Consider the following 18,301-nt stretch of genomic DNA (forward strand, 5'->3'; position numbering starts at 1 on the left):
GCGCCCGTGGCAAGGCTCTTCGGGATCTGTGGCGGCTCGGGCGCCGGGAAGACCACGCTCGCCGTTCAGCTGATCCAGCGGCTCGGACCCGAACGGGTCTCGGCACTGGCCTTCGACGCCTACTACCGCGACCTTTCTCACATCACCATGGACGAGCGGAAGCAGGTCAACTACGACCACCCCGACTCGCTCGACAACGAGCTGTTCGCCGCCCACCTCGCCGAGCTCAGGGCGGGGCGATCGGTCGACGTTCCCGAATACGACTTCGCGACCCACACCCGCCCCGGCGGAACCATCCGGGTCGAAGCCCGCGAGGTCGTGATCGTCGAAGGCATTCTCCTGTTCTGCTTCCCCGGCATCCACGAACTCCTCGACCACGCGGTCTTCATCGACGTCCCCGAACACATTCGCCTCGAGCGTCGGATCCGTCGCGACGTCGCCGAACGGGGCCGCGATGCCGACGACGTCCGCCGCCAGTTCGCCGAGTTCGTCGCACCGATGCACGACGAGTACGTCCAGCCGTTCCGGGAGCGGGCCCACCGCGTCGTGACCGTCGACGAGGACCTCCACCGGGTCGCCGACGAAGTCGTCGGCCAGCTCCGCGTCTGATCGCCACAGCCGGCCCCGGCCGACATCCGCGGCGGCGTAGCTCAGGCGGTGAATGCCCCGACGGTCTCGACGTGGGACGTGCCGGGGAACATGTCGACGACGGTCATCCGGTCGAGGGTCATGCCGGCATCGATCAGCCGCTTCGCATCGTTGGCGAAGGCCGACGGGTCGCAGCTCACCAGGACGAACAGACCCGGTTCGGCCCGCAGGAGCGACCTGACGCCGTCCTTGCCGAGCCCTTCCCGGGCAGGGTCGGCGATCACGACCGCGGCAGGGCTGGGCCGCCAGCGTTCGACCGACGACGCGATGATCTTGGTGTCGGGGTCGGTGAGGTTGACCCGGGCATCGGCGATGGAGTCCTTGCCCCGCTCGATGGCGTGGACCTGACGACCGCGCCCGATCGTGCCGGCGAAGATGCCGACTCCCGCATAGGCATCGACGAGCGGCCCGTCGCCACCGAGGGCGGACACCATCTCACCGACCTCGTCGACGAGCGCGTCGACTCCTGCCGGCCGGTTCTGGAAGAACGATCGGGCCGACACACGCCAGCGACGCCCGCCGGCCTCCTCGTGGATCCACGCCCGCTTCCCCTTGGCGAGTTCGTCGGCGCCGACCAAGAGCACGTCGTCGGGCAACTCGACCCCGAAGCTGCTGCCTTCGACCATGACGAGGCGCTCGCCGGTGCGAGAACCCACCCGGATCGTGATCTCGTTCGCATCACCGAATCGACCGTCGACGAGGAGCTGCTCGGCGATCGGGTCGACGGCATCGCAGACCTCGGGAATCACGATGTCGTGGGAGCCGCGGATCCGATAGCCGGCCCGACCGTCGACCACCGCCGCCCGCACCGTCGTGCGACCCTGATCGTCGTCGAGGGAACGCAGCGCTGCGTCGGGTGCATCGACCTCGGCCCGCACCAGCTGGTCGATGACCATCGACGACTTCATGCGCAGCTGGGCGTCGGGCGCCACGTGCAACAGATCGCAACCGCCGCAGCCTTCGAGCTGATGGGTACACGGCACCGCCACCCGTTCGGGCGACGGGTCGATGACCCGCACCACGCGGGCGCGAGACCATCGCTTGTCGACCCTGATGAGCTCCACCAGCACCGTCTCGCCGGCGAGCGCGCCTTCGACGAAGACGATTCGGCCATCGTCGGCTCGGGCCACTCCGGCCCCGTCACGCGCCGTCGCGGAGACATGCAGTTCCACGGGCAGGACGGTATCGCCACGCTGCCCGGATGCTCCTCGCGCGTGCACCTCCCGCGATTAGGGTCGACCGTGTGAATCGCCCCATCGAGATCGCTCCGTCCATCCTCCCCGCCGATTTCGCCCGCCTCGGCGAGGAGTGCATCGAGCTCGAGAAGGCCGGTGCCGATCGCATCCACTGGGATGTGATGGACGGCGTGTTCGTCCCCAACATCACGGTCGGACCCGACGTGGTGAAGAGCATCCGCCCGCTTCTGTCCATCCACTTCGAAGCACATCTCATGGTGGTGAAGCCCGACGAGATCGCGCCCCTCTACATCGAGGCGGGCTGCGAGACGGTCATGGTCCACGCCGAGGCCTGCACCCATCTCCACCGGTCGCTCGGCAACATCCGCAAGGAAGGCGCTCGCAGCGGGGTCGTGCTCAATCCCCACACGCCGGCCGCCGCGATCCGACACGTCCTCGACCAGACCGACCACATCCTCGTGATGACCGTCAACCCGGGCTTCGGCGGACAGGCCTACATCCCCCTGCTCGACAAGATCGCCGAACTGCACGCGATGGTCGATGCGAGCGGATACCCGATCGACATCGAGATCGACGGCGGCATCAGTGCCGCCACCATCGGCGAATGCGCGGCCGCCGGGGCCAACGTCTTCGTCAGCGGTTCGGCGCTGTTCAAGTACGACGACAAGTCCGAAGGCATCACCGAACTGCGTTCGGTCGCCGAGGCGGCCCGCTCGTGAGCTTCTACGACGAGCACCACATCGAGTTGCAGGAACGGTTCGAGAGCCGCGATCTCGCGGTGGCCATGGAGTTCTCGATCATCCAACCCCAGCTCAACGACGAAGCGATGGCGTTCATCGCCGATCGCGAGTTCTTCTTCCTGTCGACGCTGCGAGCCGACGGCCAGCCGACCGTCTCGCACAAGGGAGGCCCCCGCGGCTTCGTCAGGGTCGTCGACCCCACGACACTGGTGTTCCCCAGCTACGACGGCAACGGGATGTTCCTGTCGATGGGCAACATCGCCGCCACCGCGAAGATCGGCATGCTCTTCATCGACTTCGAGGTCCCCAACCGCGTTCGCGTGCACGCCGACGCCACCGTCAGCGCCGACGACCCGATGCTCGCCGAGTTCCCGGGTGCCCAGCTCGTGGTCCGGGCCACGGTGACCGAGTCGTTCATCAACTGTCCCCGCTACATCGTCAAGCACCAGCGCGTCGCGGCGTCCCCCTACGTGCCCGATGCCGACGGCAACGCGCCCGTCCCCGCGTGGAAGAAGATCGAAGACTTGCGGCCCTTCCTGCGGCCGCAGGATCAGGGCCGCGTCGAAGACGGCGGCGAATCGGTCACCATCGAGGAATATGCCGAACTGGTGAAGCGCGGCGAAGCCTGACCTCCGAGGAGGGTCAGATCATCTCACCGCGCTTGACGATGACATGGTCGATGATGCCGTAGTCCTTCGCCTGTTCGGCGGTGAACCAACGGTCCCGGTCGGAGTCGGCCTCGATCTGCTCGACGGTCTGACCGGTGTGGAAGGCGATGCGCTCCTGGAGCAGCTTCTTGGTGTAGGCCATCTGCTCGGCCTGGATCGCGATGTCGGTGGCCTGGCCCTGCACACCGCCGAGGGGTTGGTGCATCATGATCCGGGCATGGGGCAGGGCGTAGCGCTTGCCCGGGGCGCCGGCGCAGAGCAGGAACTGGCCCATCGAGGCGCCCATGCCCATGCAGATGGTGCCGACTTCACAGTCGACGAACTGCATCGTGTCGTAGATCGCCATGCCGGCCGAGACGGACCCGCCAGGAGAGTTGATGTAGAGCCAGATCGGCTTTTCCTTGTCCTGACCTTCGAGGTACAGGAGCTGGGCCGTGATGTAGTTGGCGATGTCGTCGTTGACATCGGTGCCGAGGACCACGATGCGGTCCTGGAGCAGACGGTGGTAGATGTCGGTCTGCGGGTTGGCCACCGCGCTGGAAGCCATGAACTGAGCGTTCTCGGGGAGCTGCGTCATGGAGCGAAGGGTACCGTCATCCATCGCTAGCCTGGCGGCATCGCTCCAACCGGTAGCTGGAGCGGCCACGCGGACGTGGTGGAATTGGCAGACACGCCAGGTTTAGGTCCTGGTGCCCGAAAGGGTGTGGGAGTTCAAGTCTCCCCGTCCGCACGCAAGCCGAGGCGGTGGGCGGCGGCGTCGACCTGATGGGCGAACAGGTCGTCGGCGTCGTCGAACACGTTGGCGAACTGACCGAAGAGCTCGAAGTTGAGCATGCCGAAGAGCTCGGTCCACGCGCCCACGCCGGCCAGCATCAGTGCGTCGTCGGCCCGCCCGCCCACCTGGCTGCGCATGGTGGCCAGCTGGGCCGACAGGCCGGCGGACACGGCGCCGCCGGTCTCGGGCGCTCGCGAACCGGTCGCCGAGATGTCGTCGAGCAACGCCAGCAGCAGGATCGGGACTCGTGTCGCCGGGTCGATGGTGTCGTCGGGGGCGGCATAGCCAGGGACCGGCGAACCGTAGATCAACGCGTATTCGTGGGGATTCTCGAGGGCCCAGGATCGGGCTGCGTGGGCGACGCTGCGCCAGCGGCCGAGAAGGTCGGTGGGGTCGACTGCGGCGTGCGCCCGCTCGCAGGCGTCGCCGAGTGCGTCGTAGGACTCGATGATGAGCGCGGTCAACAGCGCGTCCCGACTCGGGAAGTAGCGATAGATCGCCGACGACGCCATCCCGAGATCGCGCGACACCGCCCGCAGGGAGAGGGCCGCTGCGCCGTGGTCCGCGAGCTGATTGCGGGCGCTGCGGGTGATCTCGGCGACGAGCTCGGCCCGGGCCCGAGCCCGGACGCCGACGCTGGCGCTGGTGGAGGGGTCGGCATCGGTCACGGCACCATCATGCGACATTTCGAGAGCATTGGCAACAAACGAGAGCACTGCTCTTGACAGGCGGCCCGAACGGGCGCACAGTGCATTCGAGAGCACTGCTCTCGTTCAAGAACACCACTCACACCAGGAGAATCCCATGTCGCTTCACGTGATCGTCGGCGCCGGTGCCGTCGGATCGGGCACCGCCCGGCGCCTCGCCGAAGCGGGCCACGACGTCCGTCTCGTCACCCGCTCGGGCAGCGGACCCGACCACCCCGCCATCGAGCGCGTCGCCGCCGATGCATCGGACGCAGCTCGGCTCACCGAACTCACCACGGATGCCCATTCGCTCTACAACTGTGCCAACCCGCCCTACCACCAGTGGGCGACCGCCTGGCCCCCGCTCGGCGCCGCCTTCCTGGCCGCGGCCGAAGCGACCGGGGCCCGACTCGTCACGATGAGCAATCTCTACGGCTTCGCCGCCGGTGCGAGTCCCATGCGGGCCACCGATCCGCTGGCGCCCGGCAGCCGCAAGGGGCGGATCCGCACCGACATGTGGCACGACGCCCTGAGGGCCCACGACGCCGGCCGCATCCGGGCGACCGAGGTGCGGGCGTCGGACTATGTCGGCCCCGGCCTCGGCGAGACCAGTCACCTCGGCGATCGCGTCGTGCCCCGCGTGCTCGCGGGCAGGCGCGTGTCGCTCCTGGGTCCGGCCGACGTGATCCACAGCTGGTCCTACATCGGCGACGTGTGCCAGACCCTCGCCACGCTCGGCACCGACGACCGCTCGCTCGGACGGGCCTGGCACGTGCCGACCCTTCCCGCGGTCACCGCCAGGACGATGATCGATGCGATGGCCGACGCGGCCGGCCTGCCCCATGTCGGCGTCGGCCGGATTCCTCGACCCGCCCTGCGGGTCGCCGGTCTCGTCTCCCCCGTCATCCGGGAGCTGTGGGAGATGCGCTACCAGTTCGACGCCCCGTTCGTGATCGACGCAGCCGACACCACCGCGGTGTTCGGGCTCGAACCCACACCGCTCGACCGCCAGATCGCCGAGACACTCGACGCCTACCGGAATCCCGCGGTCGCCCCCTGAGGACGCTGCCCCGACCGGGATCCACGCCGCTCTCTCGCTACGCGCCCGCCCGGCGGTCGGTATGGGTCAGCGCCTCGGCCAGCGCCCGGAACGCACGACCACGATGGCTGATCTCGTGCTTCTCGGCGCCCATCTCGGCGAACGAGCGACCGTCGCGCTCGAGCGGCACGAAGACCGGGTCGTAGCCGAACCCTCCACTGCCCTGACGGGCCGGCGCGATCACGCCTTCCACGACGCCCTCGACGCTCAGCTCCGTGCCATCGGGCCACACCACCATGACCACCGTGCGGAACCGAGCCGTGCGCTGTTCGGGGGTGAGGGCGCCGACCCGGTCCAGCTCGTCGAGGAGCCGCTGCACGTTGTCGTCGTACGTCGCGTCGTCGCCGGCGTAGCGGGCCGAGTAGACGCCGGGCGCGCCGTCGAGCGCGTCGACCTCGAGGCCCGTGTCGTCACTCACCGCGGCCGCGCCTGCCGCCGCGCACACCGCGACCGCCTTGAGTCGGGCATTGCCTTCGAGATCGGGGGCATCCTCGACCACATCGGCCAGCCCCTCCGGACGAGGGAGCAGGTCGACCAGACCCTCGAGCACGAGCGCGATCTCGGCGACCTTGTCGGGGTTGGCGCTCGCGCAGACGAGGCGAGGCAGAGCGAGGGCCTCCACGGTCAGCGTCCGGGTGTCCGCGGGGAGGGAGCCTCGGCCAGCACCGCGCGCTGGGCGGCCGTGATCGTGGCGATCCCGGACTCGGCCAGGTCGAGCAATGCGTCGAGTTCGGCGCGGCTGAACGTATTGCCCTCGGCCGTTCCCTGCACCTCGATCAGCTCACCGTTGCCGGCCATGATCACGTTGAAGTCGACATCGGCCGTCGAGTCCTCCGGATAGGGCAGGTCGAGGACAGGGCGCCCGTCGACGATGCCGACGGAGATGGCGGCACATTCGGTGACCAGGGGATTCTTCGGAATCGCCCCGCCCTGCACCAGACGCTCGCAGGCATCGTGCAGGGCGACATAGGCGCCACAGATCGACGCAGTGCGGGTACCGCCATCGGCTTGGAGCACGTCGCAGTCGAGGCGGATGGAGTTCTCCCCGAGCGCCCGCATGTCGGTCACGGCCCGCAGCGAGCGCCCGATGAGCCGCTCGATCTCCTGCGTGCGGCCCTTGGCGCCGTTGCGCTCACGATTGACCCGTTCAGGCGAAGACCCCGGCAGCATCGAGTACTCCGCGGTCACCCAGCCCTCGCCCTTGCCCTTCATCCACCGAGGAACGTCCTCCTCGACCGACGCAGTGCACAGCACGCGGGTCTCACCGAAGGTCACGAGGGTCGAGCCCATGGTCATGTTCGTGAAGTCACGGACGAAGGAAAACGGTCGGAGGTCGTCGGGCTGACGGCCGTCGTAGCGAGTGGACACGAAAGTGCGCTCCGGAAGTCGAGGATCAGAACTCGAAGACGGAGCCCGGAAGGGCCACGTCGACCGGGCCACCGTAGGCCGCGGCGGCCTCGTCGCGGTGGGCTTCGGCATCAGACCCCGGAATGAGGTGGGTGAGGACCAGGCGCTTGGCGCCGGCCGCCTCGGCCCGCATCGCCGCTTCTCTGGCGCTCAGGTGCGGGATGCCCTGGCCCTCGAAGCCGCAGAGATGGCTCGCGTCGCAGAACGCGGCATCGGCATCGCGACCGAACTCGTCGAAGTCCCACTCGGGGCCGGTGTCGGAGCTGAACATCACCGACGTGCCGGCCGATTCGACCCGAGCCGCGAGCGTCTCGACCGGATGGTCGGTTCGATCGAACGTCCACCGCTGGTCGGCGATCGTCAGGCGGGCCGACGAGTCGATGACGGTCCAGTCGAAGGGGCTCGGCACGCCGGCAACGGGCACGGCGACCGCAGCGTCCATCTCGGCGGTACGGGCCGTGCCGTAGACGGGAAGGCCCGAACGGGGCACGAACCAGGTGAACACATTGCGCAACACGGGGAGCTCGAGCCAGTGGTCGGGATGGCAGTGGCTGATGACGATCGCCGTGAGGTCCACGAGATCGATCGCCTTCTGGAGGGGTCCGGTCGTGCCCGGACCGCAGTCGTAGAGGACGGCCGCGTCGCGGCTCTGCACGAGGAAACCCGTACAGGGGTTGTCGGCCGCCGCGTAGGAGCCCGACGATCCGAGGACCGTCACCGTGAGCGCCGTCATGGGCTCACCATTGGTGCGCCTCCACGGCGTCGAGTTCTGGGCCGAGGAGTCGCCGCCCCAGCCGGGCGAAGCTCTCGACATCGCCGCTGGAGACGAAACGCCGGATCGACGGGCCGCCACCGCGCCGCTCCGCTCCCATCTCCTCGATGGCGCGCTGCACCTCGAACGCGGTCTCGTCGGCGGAGGACACCAGCACGACGTCACGACCCATGACATCGCCGATCGTGCGGGCGAGGAAGGGGTAATGGGTGCACCCGAGCAGCAGGCTGTCGACCTTGGCCTCCTGGATCGGTGCGAGCAGCCGCTCGGCGAGCACGTGCACCTGGTCGGATCGGGTCTCCCCCCGCTCCACGAACTCGACGAAGCCCGGACACGCCGCACAGGTCAACGAGATCCCGGGCGCGAGCTCCTCGGACAGTTGCTGATAGGCACCGCTCGCGACCGTGCCGACCGTCCCGATCATTCCCACGCGGCCCGTGACCGTCACCTCGATGAGCGAACGCAGCCCCGGCTCGAGCACGCCGATCACCGGCACGTCGACCATCTCCTGCAGCTCCTCGAGCGCAACGGCGGACGCCGTGTTGCACGCGACCACGATCATCTTCGGATCGTGCGCGGCCATCAACCACTCGGTGATCTGGACGGCGAAACCCCGCACCTCGTCGTGGGTGCGGGGACCGTACGGGTACCTGGCGGTGTCGCCGAAGTAGACGAGGTGCTCGTCGGGCAACAGGTCGATCACCGCCCGTGCCACGGTGAGCCCACCGAATCCCGAATCGAACATCGCCACGGGGCGATCAGGGGAGACCATCCCGTCAGGCTAGAAGCCCCCGACGCCGTAGTCGGGGAGCCACGAGCCTTCTAGCGCTCTTCCTTGAAGATCACGTGCTGACGGATCTTGGGATCGTACTTCTTGATCTCGATGCGCTCGCGAGTGTTGGCCTTGTTCTTCGTGGTCACGTAGGTGTAGCCCGTGCCCGCGGTCGAACGCAGCTTGATGATGGGTCGCTTGTCGCTTCCAGCCATGATTTCCTCAGACTCTCCGGCTCAAACCCGTTGTCCGTTGCGGCGCATCTCGGCAACGACGGACTCGATCCCGCGCTTGTCGATGGTCTTGATGCCCTTGGTGGACACGTTGAGCTTGATCCAGCGACGCTCACTCGGCAGATAGAAGCGCTTCACCTGCACGTTGGGATCCCAGCGACGGCTGGAACGACGGTGCGAGTGAGAAAGCTGCTTGCCAAAGTGGGGCTTCTTGCCCGTGACCTGGCAGATCTTCGACATCGGGGTTACTCCTGGGCGAACTTGAACGACAAATGTTACCGGTGTCCCCTCAGGACTCCACCCTTCCGATGACCTCGTCGAGACGCTCGCTCACCCACGTGTCCATCGTCTCGTTCGCCCGTCGGGCGAGCTCGGCCGGAAAGGCGGTGAAGCCGTGCGGACAGGCCGGATACACGGCGACCCGGGCGGGCGAGCCGGCGGCGTGCCATCGCGCTGCCATGAACAGCGAATCGTCGAAGAGGTAGTCGGCGGTACCGACCGTGAACAACGCCGGTGGCATGCCGCCCAGATCGCCGTAGATGGGCGAGATGTCGGGGTCGTCGCGATCACGGCGCTCGATCGTCGGCAGGTAGAGGTCCCGAAACGTCGGGATGCCGAGGCGATGCTGGCTGGGCGTTCCGGTGAGGTCGTAGACCCCGAACACGAGATTCGCCGCGACGATCTCACCCAGGGCATCGTGGCGATCCCGCAGGCGCTGCAACGTGATGGCGGCGATGTTCGCCCCTGCGGAGGAACCCATCACGACGACGAGCGGAACGTCCCACTCCGCGACGGCGTGCTCCAGCAGCCACAGCGCCGTCGCTTCGGCATCGTCGGGGCCCGCGGGATACGGCGCCTCGGGTCCCAACCGATAGGTCGCGGCGACGGTCACACAGCCGGTCGCCGCGGCGTGGCGAAGGTTGGCGACGTCGTCCATCTCCGGGCTGCCGAGGTAGAACCCGCCACCGTGCCAGTCGAGCACGACACCGCGTCGCGGGCCGTCGGGCACATGGACCCGGAGCCGGATCGGCCCGTGGGGACCGTCGATCACCCGCTCGGAGAACCGGTCGGTCACCTCCGCAGGCTGGCGTACGTACGCGTCGAAGTTGCGGCGGGCCGCCGCGACGACGTCGGCGGTCCACTCGCTCGGCGATGCGCCCTGCAAACCCGCAACGAGTTCGGCGATCCGGTTCATCTCGTCGACGTGGGCGTCGAGTGCGGGGTCGTAGAGCGGGTCTGGGATCGGTCCGGGCATGGCACCGACCGTAGACAGTCGATCAACGGGCCGCCACGCCACAGCCGCGCCGAGTCAGTAGCCTCCGCCGGGTGACGGTTGATCAGGTTCTGCTCGCCTCGCCCCGGGGTTTCTGCGCCGGTGTCGAGATGGCGATCAAGGCGCTCGCCTGGATGGTGCGAGCGTTCGAGCCGCCTGTCTACTGCTACCACGAGATCGTCCACAACCAGCTCGTGGTCCGACGCTTCGAGGAGTCTGGGGTCGTCTTCGTCGACGACATCGCCGAGGTGCCCCCGGGCCGCCCGATCATGCTCTCCGCCCACGGCTCGGCTCCCGAGGTCGTCGCCGCGGCCCGTGCCCGAGGCGGCTATGTGGTCGACGCCGTGTGTCCCCTGGTCACCAAGGTCCACCACGAGGTGAAGACCCGGGCCGGCAAGGGGTACCAGATCGTCTACGTGGGCCACGAGGGCCACGAGGAGGCGATCGGGACCATGGCCGTGGCGCCCGAGGCCATCCACCGCGTCGAGACCCCCGAGGAGGTCGCCGCGCTCCCCGAGTTCGAGACCCCCGTCGCGGTGCTCGCCCAGACCACCCTGTCGCATCGGGAATGGGCGGGCGTGCTCGAGGCGACCCGCGAGAAGTTCCCGCTGCTGTGGCAGCCGGAGCGCTCCGACCTGTGCTTCGCCACCACCAATCGACAATCGGCGCTGATGGAGATCGCGCCCCGATGCGACGCGATGGTCGTGATCGGTTCGGCCAACTCGTCCAACACCAACGCCCTCGCCGCGCTGGCCGAGGAGGCCGGGTGCCCGCGGGTGTTCCGGGTCAATGGCCCCGACGAACTGCCCGACGACATCTCGGGCGTCGTCGGTGTGACCGCGGGAGCCTCGGCTCCTGAAGATCTCGTCCGCTCGGTGATCGACCGCCTCTCCCCGGTCAACGGCGTGGAGGAGATACGGGTGACCGACGAAGACGAATACTTCCCGCCGCCGCGCAACCTCCGCGAGCTCCTCGGCGCCGTCGATGCCGTCGCCGGGGTGACCATGCCGACCGCGGTACCGGGTCTCCCCCTCGACGACCGCAACATCGATGCCAGCGACGTGCTCGAGTCGCTCCACATCCGGGGATGACCGTCCGACCGACCGCCATCGCGGTTCCCCTCGCGTTCGGGGCCGCCACCGCCCTGCTCCTCGGCGTCTACGCGTCCGCCCACGAGCCGACCGGGCGCGACTTCGTGATCGAAGGGTTCACGACGGCGAGTGCGTGGAAGAGCGCGTTCGCGTCGGTCGCCATGTTCCTCTTCGTCATGCAGGTCAGCCTCGGCCTGCGTATCACCGGACGGATCGGGCCGCGCCATGCCCCGCCGGCGTGGACCAGCGATCTCCACCGACTCCTCGGCACCCTTGCGTTCGGCATCACGCTCCCCGTCGTGTTCCACTGCGTCTGGACGGTCGGCTACCAGTCGAGCGACAGCCGACTCGTCGTCCACTCGATCGTCGGCTGCATCGCCTACGGCTTCTATGTCGCGAAGATCCTCGCCGTGCGCCGCGACGACCTGGCGCCGTGGGCAGTACCGCTGACCGGCTCTCTCCTCGGCGTCGCGATGCTCGTCGCGTGGTGGACCAGCGCACTCGTGCACTACGCCGGGGGCAGCTCGTGAGTGCGCTACGCAAGGCCACCTCCGTCGTCCAGTGGATCGTCGGGGTCGGCGCGGCCACGGCCGTCGTGTTGCTGTTCAGTCTCCGGGGCGCCCCCGACGACACACCGACGGCGTCGACGGCGGCCGGACCGGACACAGGCCAGGTCCTCGCCGGCGGCGCCGAGATCTACGAGCAGCGCTGCGCGAGTTGCCACGGCAACGAGGGTCAGGGCGGCCAGGGCCCTCGCCTCGCCGGAACCGTGGTCCTCAACTATCCCGACGTGACCGAACAGATCGACCTCGTGACCGACGGGCGCAACGGGATGCCCCCGTTCGCGATGACGCTCACCGACGACGAGATCGCCGCCGTCGTGAGCTTCACCCGCTTCGGGCTGTCGTGACGGCCGCCGGTCGCCGTCAGCTCGGGGCCGGCTCGTCGCCGGCCAGGACCCGCGCCTCGATGTAGAGATCGCCGAGCTCGGCGAACAGCGTGTCGGTGAGGTCCTTCACCGCCCGGCGCGGGACCTTGCCGTTGACCCGCTCGGGCGGCATGATCGGCTCGCCGATCACCGCGACGATCTTGCGAGGCCGGGGGATCTTCGCGCCGAGCGGCAACGCCTTCGCGCTGCCGCCGATGCCGACCGGCACGATGGGGACACCGGCACGGGACGCGACGAATGCGGGCCCGTCGTGCAGCAGCGCTCGGTCGAGGCGAGGTCCTTCCTGACGGGTTCCCTCCGGGAACATCACCAGGGGTTCGCCGAGGGCCAACACGTCCTGTGCGGCGCGAAGGGCGGTGCGGTCGGCGACGCCTCTCTCGACCGGGAACCCGCCGAAGAACGTGAGGAACGCGCCCAACGGCTTCGAGTCCCAGAGGCTCTCCTTGCCCATGAACCGCAGCCGCTTGCCGGTGATCACCCCGACGATCGGCGTGTCGACGAACGAGCGATGCACGGCGGAGAGGATGAACGGCCCTTCGGGAAGCCGTTCCCGGCCCTCGACCTGCAGGCGGAACAGCAGCTTGCACAGCGTGTAGACGAACAGCCAGAACGGGCGATACATGATGCGCCCGAGAAGCCCGTGGCGGCTGCGCTCGGGAGTGTCGATCTCCTGGGATCCGTAGACATTCGCCCTGGTCACGACGCGTTCTTCTCCTCCAGGAGACGGGTGATCTCGGCAACGACCTCGTCGATGCTGAGCCCGGTAGTGTCGACCAGTACCGCGTCGGCCGCCTCCGACAGCGGATCGGCGTCGCGGGTACTGTCGAGGGTGTCGCGGCGGGCGAGGTCGGCGGCGACGGTCTCGTAGTCGAGATCGGTGACCTCCTTGGCCCGTCGACGCGCTCGCTCCTCCGCGTTGGCGGTGAGATACACCTTCAGCTCGGCGTCGGGGAAGACCACCGTTCCGATGTCGCGGCCCTCGAGGACACCCCCACCCCGGCGAGCCGTCCACTCCCGCTGGCGCGACACGAGTTCGACCCGCACCTCGGGGTTGGCGGCGACGAGGCTCACCGAGCGGGTGACCTCCGGCCCGCGGATCTCGACGGTCGCATCGGTGCCGTTGACGAGCACGCGGTCGGGTCCGACATCGAGCTCCATCGATCGCGCGGTGTTGGCCGCGAACTCGCCGTCGGCGGGATCACCCCCGGCGCACAGCACGGCGAAGGCCACCGCCCGATACATCGCCCCGGTGTCGAGGTACGCCAGACCGAGGCGCTCGGCGACGGCTCTCGCCACAGTGGACTTGCCGGACCCTGCCGGTCCGTCGATCGCGATCACACGCATGAGGGCCAATCTTGCCGCGTCACCGCAGCTGATCCAATGCGGCGAAGAAGCCCGGGAACGTCTTCGCGACACAGCCCGGGTCCCGCACTGCGATGCCGGGCACGACGAGCCCGATCAGGGAGAACGCCATGGCCATCCGATGATCGTCGTAGGTGTCGAAGATCGCCGCCGTCGGCCGCCCGTCGGGGCGGATCACCAGGCCGCCGTCGATCTCCTCGGCGTCGACCCCGCAGCGTTGCAATTCGCGGACCGGCGCCGCGATGCGATCGCTCTCCTTGCCCTTCACGAACCCGATGTCGGTGATGGCCGTCGGGCCCTCGGCGAAGGCAGCGACCACCGCGAGGGTCGGTGCCGTGTCGGAGATGTGGCGGAGGTCGACCTCGACACCACGCAGCGGCGCGCCGCGGACCTCGATGTGGGACGGACCGATGTCGACCGCCGCACCCATCTCGGCGAGCACCGACGCGAACCCGACGTCGCCCTGGAGCGAACCTGATCCGAGTCCTTCCAACCGCACCCTGCCGCCGGTGATCGCCGCGGCAGCCAGGAAGTACGACGCCGCCGACGCATCGGGTTCGATCACGTAGGTCCCGGGCGAGGTGTAGCCGCCGCCCACCGCCCAGGCCGTGCCGTCGTCGTCGCTGACGTCGGCGCCGAACGAGCGCATGACCGCCGTCGTCATGTCGAGATACGGGCGACTGACGGCCGCCGTGGTCAGTCGGGCGTCGAGGCCGCGGACCGCTCCGGCGAGCAGCAGACCCGACAGGAACTGACTCGAGACATCAGCGGCGAGGGCGATGCTCGCGGCGCGGAGCGGGCCCGTCAGGCGGAGCGGGAGTCGCCCGGGATTGCCCAACTCCTCGACGGTGACCCCCATCTCCCGCAACGCGGCGATCTGGTCGGCCATCGGCCGGTCGCGGAGCTGCTGGTCGCCATCGATCACCACCGGCGCGGCACCGAGCGCGGCGATCGGGGTGAGGAACCGGCCTGTGGTGCCCGACTGACGGGCGTCGACGGTCGCGTCGAGGCCGGGCAACTCTCCCCCACAACCCTCGACGCGGGCGACGGCCGACGCGACGTCGGTCTCGATCGCGATGCCGAGCGCGCGCAGACCCTCGATCATCGCCTCGGTGTCGTCGGCGTAGAGCACGCCCTCGAGCGTGGTGTCGCCCTCGGCCATCGCCGCCGCGACCAGCGCCCGGTTGGTGATGCTCTTCGAGCCCGGGAGCACCACCGTCGCATCGGGCGGGCGGATCAATGGCTCGATGGGATACGGGTCGGGAAGGCGGCGGGGATCGTCGACGGACATCGGTCAGTCGAGCGTTCGGATCGACGGGCGGTACCCCTGCACCATCAGGCCGCCGCGGAACCGCTCGGCCATCGCCGATTCGACCAGGACGACCACGACACCGCGTGGCCCTTCGGCCGAGTGGGCGATCTCGAGGTCGTAGATGTTGACGTCGAGATCGGCGGCCAGGGTCGCGATCGCGGCGATCTCCCCCTGCCGGTCGAGCACCGGAATCCGCATCTCCGCCATCTGCTCGGCCACCGGTGCTGTCGTCGGCAGGTTGAGCCGGGCCGACCGCGCCGACTCGAGATGATCGAGGAGGGCGTCGGTCGCGCCCTCGGCCACGATGTCGCGCAGGCTCCCGAGCTCCCTGATGAGCTCGTCGAGCACATCGGTGATCGCAGCCTGGTTCTGCGCACAGATGTCGGGCCAGATCGCCGGATGGCCGGCCGCGATCCGAGTCATGTCTCGGAAGCCGCCCGCCGCCAACCGCAGGAGGGAGCGGTGCTCCTCGGCCCGGCCGTTGGCGAGGCGCATCAGCGTGGCCGCGGTCAGGTGGGGCACGTGCGAAACGACGGCGACGAGCGTGTCGTGGCGATCGGGCGGCATCACGATCACCTGGGCGCCGAACGACGACACGACCTCTCTGACCTCGGCAAATGCCGCATCATCGGTCGAGTCGGTCGGGCACAGGACCCACATTGCGCCACTGAACATGTCGGCGAAGGCGCCGTCGAGACCGTCCTGCTCGCTCCCGGCCATCGGGTGCCCGGGAACGAACCGGGGGTCGTCGATGCGGGCGGCGATCGGGCCCTTGACGCTGCCCACATCGGTGACGACCGCCGCGCCCGCGTCGAGCGCGGCGCGGGCGAGCGCACCGACGGAACTGACCGGGGTGGCGATGACCGCGAGGTCGCATTCGCCGAGCCCGCCGGCGACGTCGATCGCGCCGGCCTCGATCGCGGCGGCCAGATGCTCGTCATCGTGGTCGACGCCGATGACGTGCCACCCGGCATGGCGCAGGGCCATGCCCACGGACCCGCCGATCAGGCCGACACCGACGACCATCGCGGTCCGCGTTTCAGTCACGGGTGGCGATGTTAGCGCTCGTCGGTTTGGCCGCCGACGGCGATTTCGAGGGTGCGGACCTCTTCACGGCTCAGCTCCCGCCACTCCCCCGGCTTCAACCGATGATCGACGATCGGTCCGATCCGGGTGCGCACGAGCCGGATGACGGGATGGCCGACGGCCTCGCACATGCGCCGGACCTGGCGGTTGCGTCCCTCGTGGATCGTGATGCGCAACAGCGAGTCGTCGACCGCAGTGACCCTGGCGGGTGCAGTCGGCCCGTCGTCGAGCTCGATTCCCTCGCGCAACTGCCGAATCGCGCCGCGACTCGGCGTGCCCGTCACGCTCGCGAGGTACTCCTTCTCGACGCCGAACGACGGATGGGTCAACCGGTGGGTGATCTCGCCGTCGTTGGTGAGCAGCAGGAGCCCCTCGGAATCGGCGTCGAGGCGACCAACGGAGAACACCCGCGGTTCGCTCGGCACCATCTGCACCACGGTCGGACGGCCCTGCGGGTCGTCGGCCGTCGTGATCACGCCGGTCGGCTTGTTGAGCAGGTAGTAGACGAGGCCGGGCCGGATGCCCACCACGGCGCCATCGACGGCGACCTCGTCGGCGTCGACATCGACGCGTCGCCCCAGCTCAGCGATGTCGCCGTTGACCGTGACCCGACCGTCGGCGATCAGATCCTCACACACCCGTCGGCTCCCGAACCCGAGGCGAGCGAGGACCTTCTGGAGCCGCTCGCCGTCGGTGTTCACGACTGGTCCGGCTCGTCGCCCGCCCCGTCGTCGGGCTCCTCATCCGGCTCGGACACGGTCTCGTCGTCGGACGTGTCGCTCGCCGCGTCGGAGCCCGCCTCGGCGATGACCTGCTCGTCGGGCACGACGCGCAGACCCCGTTCGAGCGCCTCGACGATGTCGGTGGTCGGGAAGAACTCGCCCAGCGGCGGGAGGTCGTTGACGGAATCGAGGCCCAGGCGCTCGAGGAAGGTCGGGGTCGTCCCGTAGAGGACCGCCTGGCCGGGGCCCGGGTCGCGGGCGACCTCGTCGACATAGCCACGCTGCTGCAACGTCCGCATCACCCCGTCGACGTTGACCCCGCGTATCGAGGCGATCTGGTTGCGCGACACCGGCTGCTTGTAGGCGACGACGGCGAGGGTCTCGAGGGCGGCGGCCGAGAGCCGCGACGACTGCCCGTCGAGCACGAAGCGCTCGACATAGGGCGCCTGCTCCGTGGCCGTCTGATAGCGGTAGCCACCGGCGACTCGGGCGAGGACGAACCCCCGCCCCTCGACCTCGTACCCGTGGGCGAGCGCCTCACAGGTCTCGTCGACCTCCGCGACCGACGCGCCGACGAGTTGGGCGAGGAGTTCGGGCGGGAGCGGCTCTTCGGCCACGAGGAGGATGGCCTCGAGCGCCGGCGGGATGTGTTCGGCAACCATTGCTAGCCCTCGTAGGTGTCGATCGAGATGGCGTCGGCCGAGACGGTGTCGTCACCGATCCAGACCACGGTGATGTCGCCGAAATTGCCCGGCTGGTCGAGTTCGACCACCCCTTGCTTGAACAACTCGAGCACGGCCAGGAAGCGCACCACGACCTCGATGCGGTCGACCAGTTCGGCCGTGAGCTCGCGAAAGGTGAGGCGCCCGGCCCGGGGCAACTCGTCGAGAAGCTCCTCGACGGCCTCGGCCACCGTGACCTTGATCGGCGTGACATGGGACAGGTCGACGCGCACCACCGGCTTGGGTGCCGTCGCCTTGAGGTAGGCGGCCCGCAGGTCCTCCGGCGTGGTGTTGTCGAGGAGATCAGGAGCGAGACCGATGAACCGCTCCTCGACCGGACCGACGCGGCGGGCGTAGGAGCGCGCCGCGTGGGCCGACAGCTTCCGCAGCACCAGAGCGGCGTCCTTGAACGTCTTGCACTCGACCAACCGGGCGAGCAGGAGATCTCGCTCTTCCCAGAGGCCGAGCTCGTCGTCGAGATCGATGTCGTGATCGTCGGGCAGGAGTCGACGGGCCTTCAGCTCGACGAGCGTCGCGGCGATCAGCAGGAACTCGGTGGCGACCTCGAGATCCAGCCGATCCATCTTGTCGAGCTCTACGAGATAGGCGTCGACGATCTCCGACAGGTTGATCTCGTAGAGATCGACCTGTTCACGCAGGATCAGATGCAGCAGCAGATCGAACGGCCCGTCGAAGACCGATGTATGCACCTCATACGACATTCCGGTGACCCTAGACGGCAAAGACCCGAGTGCGATGGTCCTGCCGCGGCCTTCTAGGTTGAGGGC

The 18,301-nt window shown here is 68.9% G+C and carries 24 protein-coding genes and 1 tRNA gene; 8 read left to right on the forward strand and 17 right to left on the reverse strand.

All coding sequences use genetic code 11. The features are described 5' to 3' along the window. The first annotated feature begins 6 nt into the window (after positions 1–6). Positions 7–609 carry a uridine kinase gene (gene udk / locus R2707_06005; GenBank protein MEZ5244630.1) on the forward strand — a complete coding sequence of 201 codons (603 nt, stop codon included), beginning with the start codon at positions 7–9 and terminating at the stop codon, positions 607–609. Between the two features lie 41 nt (positions 610–650). On the opposite strand, the gene R2707_06010 is transcribed toward udk, so the two are convergent. Next, positions 651–1,820, reverse strand: a complete 1,170-nt coding sequence (locus tag R2707_06010) for a TRAM domain-containing protein (protein ID MEZ5244631.1) — start codon at positions 1,818–1,820, stop codon at positions 651–653. A gap of 71 nt (positions 1,821–1,891) precedes the next feature. On the opposite strand from R2707_06010, the gene rpe reads away from it, so the two are divergent. Both rpe and R2707_06020 read left to right on the forward strand, forming a co-directional pair. Beyond that, complete coding sequence (gene rpe, locus R2707_06015; GenBank protein MEZ5244632.1) at positions 1,892–2,563, forward strand: ribulose-phosphate 3-epimerase; 672 nt, start codon at positions 1,892–1,894, stop codon at positions 2,561–2,563. Further along, positions 2,560–3,213 (forward strand): pyridoxamine 5'-phosphate oxidase family protein, encoded by a 654-nt coding sequence (locus tag R2707_06020; protein MEZ5244633.1) that lies wholly within the window; start codon positions 2,560–2,562, stop codon positions 3,211–3,213. Before rpe ends, R2707_06020 begins: the two co-directional genes overlap by 4 nt. Before the next feature lie 13 nt (positions 3,214–3,226). Here R2707_06020 and R2707_06025 read toward each other — a convergent pair whose 3' ends face one another. Then, on the reverse strand, positions 3,227–3,799 hold the full coding sequence (locus R2707_06025) for an ATP-dependent Clp protease proteolytic subunit (GenBank protein ID MEZ5244634.1): 573 nt from the start codon (positions 3,797–3,799) through the stop codon (positions 3,227–3,229). 99 nt (positions 3,800–3,898) lie between these two features. On the opposite strand from R2707_06025, the gene R2707_06030 reads away from it, so the two are divergent. Continuing rightward, positions 3,899–3,982 (forward strand) — tRNA-Leu (locus R2707_06030). On the opposite strand, the gene R2707_06035 is transcribed toward R2707_06030, so the two are convergent. Beyond that, positions 3,964–4,695, reverse strand: a complete 732-nt coding sequence (locus R2707_06035) for a TetR/AcrR family transcriptional regulator (protein MEZ5244635.1) — start codon at positions 4,693–4,695, stop codon at positions 3,964–3,966. The genes R2707_06030 and R2707_06035 overlap by 19 nt on opposite strands. A gap of 136 nt (positions 4,696–4,831) precedes the next feature. Between R2707_06035 and R2707_06040 the strand changes: the two genes are divergently transcribed. After that, positions 4,832–5,773, forward strand: coding sequence for an NAD-dependent epimerase/dehydratase family protein (locus R2707_06040; protein ID MEZ5244636.1), 942 nt, complete (start codon positions 4,832–4,834; stop codon positions 5,771–5,773). Between the two features lie 37 nt (positions 5,774–5,810). Here the strand turns inward: R2707_06040 and rdgB are convergent, their stop codons facing one another. The 7 genes from rdgB to R2707_06075 are packed head-to-tail and all read right to left on the reverse strand — an operon-like array spanning position 5,811 to position 10,251. Next, a complete protein-coding gene (rdgB, locus tag R2707_06045) occupies positions 5,811–6,434 on the reverse strand; it encodes an RdgB/HAM1 family non-canonical purine NTP pyrophosphatase (protein ID MEZ5244637.1) in 624 nt (207 codons plus the stop codon). A 2-nt stretch (positions 6,435–6,436) separates the two neighbouring features. Next, positions 6,437–7,180: a ribonuclease PH gene (gene rph / locus R2707_06050; protein MEZ5244638.1), complete on the reverse strand. Its 744-nt coding sequence runs from the start codon at positions 7,178–7,180 to the stop codon at positions 6,437–6,439. Between the two features lie 25 nt (positions 7,181–7,205). Next, a complete protein-coding gene (locus R2707_06055) occupies positions 7,206–7,952 on the reverse strand; it encodes an MBL fold metallo-hydrolase (GenBank protein ID MEZ5244639.1) in 747 nt (248 codons plus the stop codon). A gap of 4 nt (positions 7,953–7,956) precedes the next feature. Further along, positions 7,957–8,763 carry a glutamate racemase gene (gene murI / locus R2707_06060; GenBank protein MEZ5244640.1) on the reverse strand — a complete coding sequence of 269 codons (807 nt, stop codon included), beginning with the start codon at positions 8,761–8,763 and terminating at the stop codon, positions 7,957–7,959. Positions 8,764–8,813: 50 nt separating this feature from the next. Next, positions 8,814–8,978, reverse strand: a complete 165-nt coding sequence (gene rpmG, locus R2707_06065; protein ID MEZ5244641.1) for a 50S ribosomal protein L33 — start codon at positions 8,976–8,978, stop codon at positions 8,814–8,816. A 21-nt stretch (positions 8,979–8,999) separates the two neighbouring features. Then, positions 9,000–9,236 (reverse strand): 50S ribosomal protein L28, encoded by a 237-nt coding sequence (gene rpmB / locus R2707_06070; protein MEZ5244642.1) that lies wholly within the window; start codon positions 9,234–9,236, stop codon positions 9,000–9,002. A 49-nt stretch (positions 9,237–9,285) separates the two neighbouring features. Further along, positions 9,286–10,251 (reverse strand): alpha/beta hydrolase, encoded by a 966-nt coding sequence (locus tag R2707_06075; protein ID MEZ5244643.1) that lies wholly within the window; start codon positions 10,249–10,251, stop codon positions 9,286–9,288. 71 nt (positions 10,252–10,322) lie between these two features. Here R2707_06075 and ispH point away from each other — a divergent pair, with 71 nt between their 5' ends. The 3 genes from ispH to R2707_06090 are packed head-to-tail and all read left to right on the forward strand — an operon-like array spanning position 10,323 to position 12,270. Beyond that, positions 10,323–11,360: a 4-hydroxy-3-methylbut-2-enyl diphosphate reductase gene (ispH, locus tag R2707_06080; protein ID MEZ5244644.1), complete on the forward strand. Its 1,038-nt coding sequence runs from the start codon at positions 10,323–10,325 to the stop codon at positions 11,358–11,360. Beyond that, positions 11,357–11,890 carry a DUF6529 family protein gene (locus tag R2707_06085; protein MEZ5244645.1) on the forward strand — a complete coding sequence of 178 codons (534 nt, stop codon included), beginning with the start codon at positions 11,357–11,359 and terminating at the stop codon, positions 11,888–11,890. Before ispH ends, R2707_06085 begins: the two co-directional genes overlap by 4 nt. Further along, the gene (locus R2707_06090) at positions 11,887–12,270 is read left to right on the forward strand and encodes a cytochrome c (GenBank protein MEZ5244646.1); all 384 of its coding nucleotides are present in this window, start codon (positions 11,887–11,889) and stop codon (positions 12,268–12,270) included. The genes R2707_06085 and R2707_06090 overlap by 4 nt, the downstream gene beginning before the upstream one ends. 16 nt (positions 12,271–12,286) lie before the next feature. Here the strand turns inward: R2707_06090 and R2707_06095 are convergent, their stop codons facing one another. The 7 genes from R2707_06095 to R2707_06125 are packed head-to-tail and all read right to left on the reverse strand — an operon-like array spanning position 12,287 to position 18,235. Continuing rightward, the gene (locus tag R2707_06095) at positions 12,287–13,009 is read right to left on the reverse strand and encodes a lysophospholipid acyltransferase family protein (protein MEZ5244647.1); all 723 of its coding nucleotides are present in this window, start codon (positions 13,007–13,009) and stop codon (positions 12,287–12,289) included. Then, positions 13,006–13,653 carry a (d)CMP kinase gene (cmk, locus tag R2707_06100; protein ID MEZ5244648.1) on the reverse strand — a complete coding sequence of 216 codons (648 nt, stop codon included), beginning with the start codon at positions 13,651–13,653 and terminating at the stop codon, positions 13,006–13,008. Before cmk ends, R2707_06095 begins: the two co-directional genes overlap by 4 nt. A 19-nt stretch (positions 13,654–13,672) precedes the next feature. Next, entirely contained in the window at positions 13,673–14,962 is a 1,290-nt protein-coding gene (gene aroA, locus R2707_06105) for a 3-phosphoshikimate 1-carboxyvinyltransferase (GenBank protein MEZ5244649.1), read from the reverse strand. Positions 14,963–14,965: 3 nt separating this feature from the next. Next, entirely contained in the window at positions 14,966–16,030 is a 1,065-nt protein-coding gene (locus tag R2707_06110; GenBank protein MEZ5244650.1) for a prephenate dehydrogenase/arogenate dehydrogenase family protein, read from the reverse strand. A gap of 11 nt (positions 16,031–16,041) precedes the next feature. Further along, positions 16,042–16,770, reverse strand: a complete 729-nt coding sequence (locus R2707_06115) for a pseudouridine synthase (protein ID MEZ5244651.1) — start codon at positions 16,768–16,770, stop codon at positions 16,042–16,044. Continuing rightward, positions 16,767–17,453 (reverse strand): SMC-Scp complex subunit ScpB, encoded by a 687-nt coding sequence (gene scpB, locus R2707_06120; protein ID MEZ5244652.1) that lies wholly within the window; start codon positions 17,451–17,453, stop codon positions 16,767–16,769. Before scpB ends, R2707_06115 begins: the two co-directional genes overlap by 4 nt. Positions 17,454–17,455: 2 nt before the next feature. Further along, positions 17,456–18,235 (reverse strand): segregation/condensation protein A, encoded by a 780-nt coding sequence (locus R2707_06125; GenBank protein MEZ5244653.1) that lies wholly within the window; start codon positions 18,233–18,235, stop codon positions 17,456–17,458. Positions 18,236–18,301 lie beyond the last annotated feature (66 nt).

The organism is Acidimicrobiales bacterium, assembly GCA_041394245.1.
Lineage (GTDB): Bacteria > Actinomycetota > Acidimicrobiia > Acidimicrobiales > Aldehydirespiratoraceae > JAJRXC01.

Excerpts from the sequence above, each read along its gene's own strand:
- R2707_06025 (MEZ5244634.1), bottom strand. The coding sequence starts at position 3,799 with ATGGCTTCCAGCGCGGTGGCCAACCCGCAGACCGACATCTACCACCGT.
- R2707_06040 (MEZ5244636.1), top strand. The coding sequence starts at position 4,832 with ATGTCGCTTCACGTGATCGTCGGCGCCGGTGCCGTCGGATCGGGCACC.
- R2707_06055 (MEZ5244639.1), bottom strand. The coding sequence starts at position 7,952 with ATGACGGCGCTCACGGTGACGGTCCTCGGATCGTCGGGCTCCTACGCG.
- murI (MEZ5244640.1), bottom strand. The coding sequence starts at position 8,763 with ATGGTCTCCCCTGATCGCCCCGTGGCGATGTTCGATTCGGGATTCGGT.
- rpmG (MEZ5244641.1), bottom strand. The coding sequence starts at position 8,978 with ATGGCTGGAAGCGACAAGCGACCCATCATCAAGCTGCGTTCGACCGCG.
- rpmB (MEZ5244642.1), bottom strand. The coding sequence starts at position 9,236 with ATGTCGAAGATCTGCCAGGTCACGGGCAAGAAGCCCCACTTTGGCAAG.
- R2707_06075 (MEZ5244643.1), bottom strand. The coding sequence starts at position 10,251 with ATGCCCGGACCGATCCCAGACCCGCTCTACGACCCCGCACTCGACGCC.
- R2707_06085 (MEZ5244645.1), top strand. The coding sequence starts at position 11,357 with ATGACCGTCCGACCGACCGCCATCGCGGTTCCCCTCGCGTTCGGGGCC.
- cmk (MEZ5244648.1), bottom strand. The coding sequence starts at position 13,653 with ATGCGTGTGATCGCGATCGACGGACCGGCAGGGTCCGGCAAGTCCACT.
- aroA (MEZ5244649.1), bottom strand. The coding sequence starts at position 14,962 with ATGTCCGTCGACGATCCCCGCCGCCTTCCCGACCCGTATCCCATCGAG.
- scpB (MEZ5244652.1), bottom strand. The coding sequence starts at position 17,453 with ATGGTTGCCGAACACATCCCGCCGGCGCTCGAGGCCATCCTCCTCGTG.
- R2707_06125 (MEZ5244653.1), bottom strand. The coding sequence starts at position 18,235 with ATGTCGTATGAGGTGCATACATCGGTCTTCGACGGGCCGTTCGATCTG.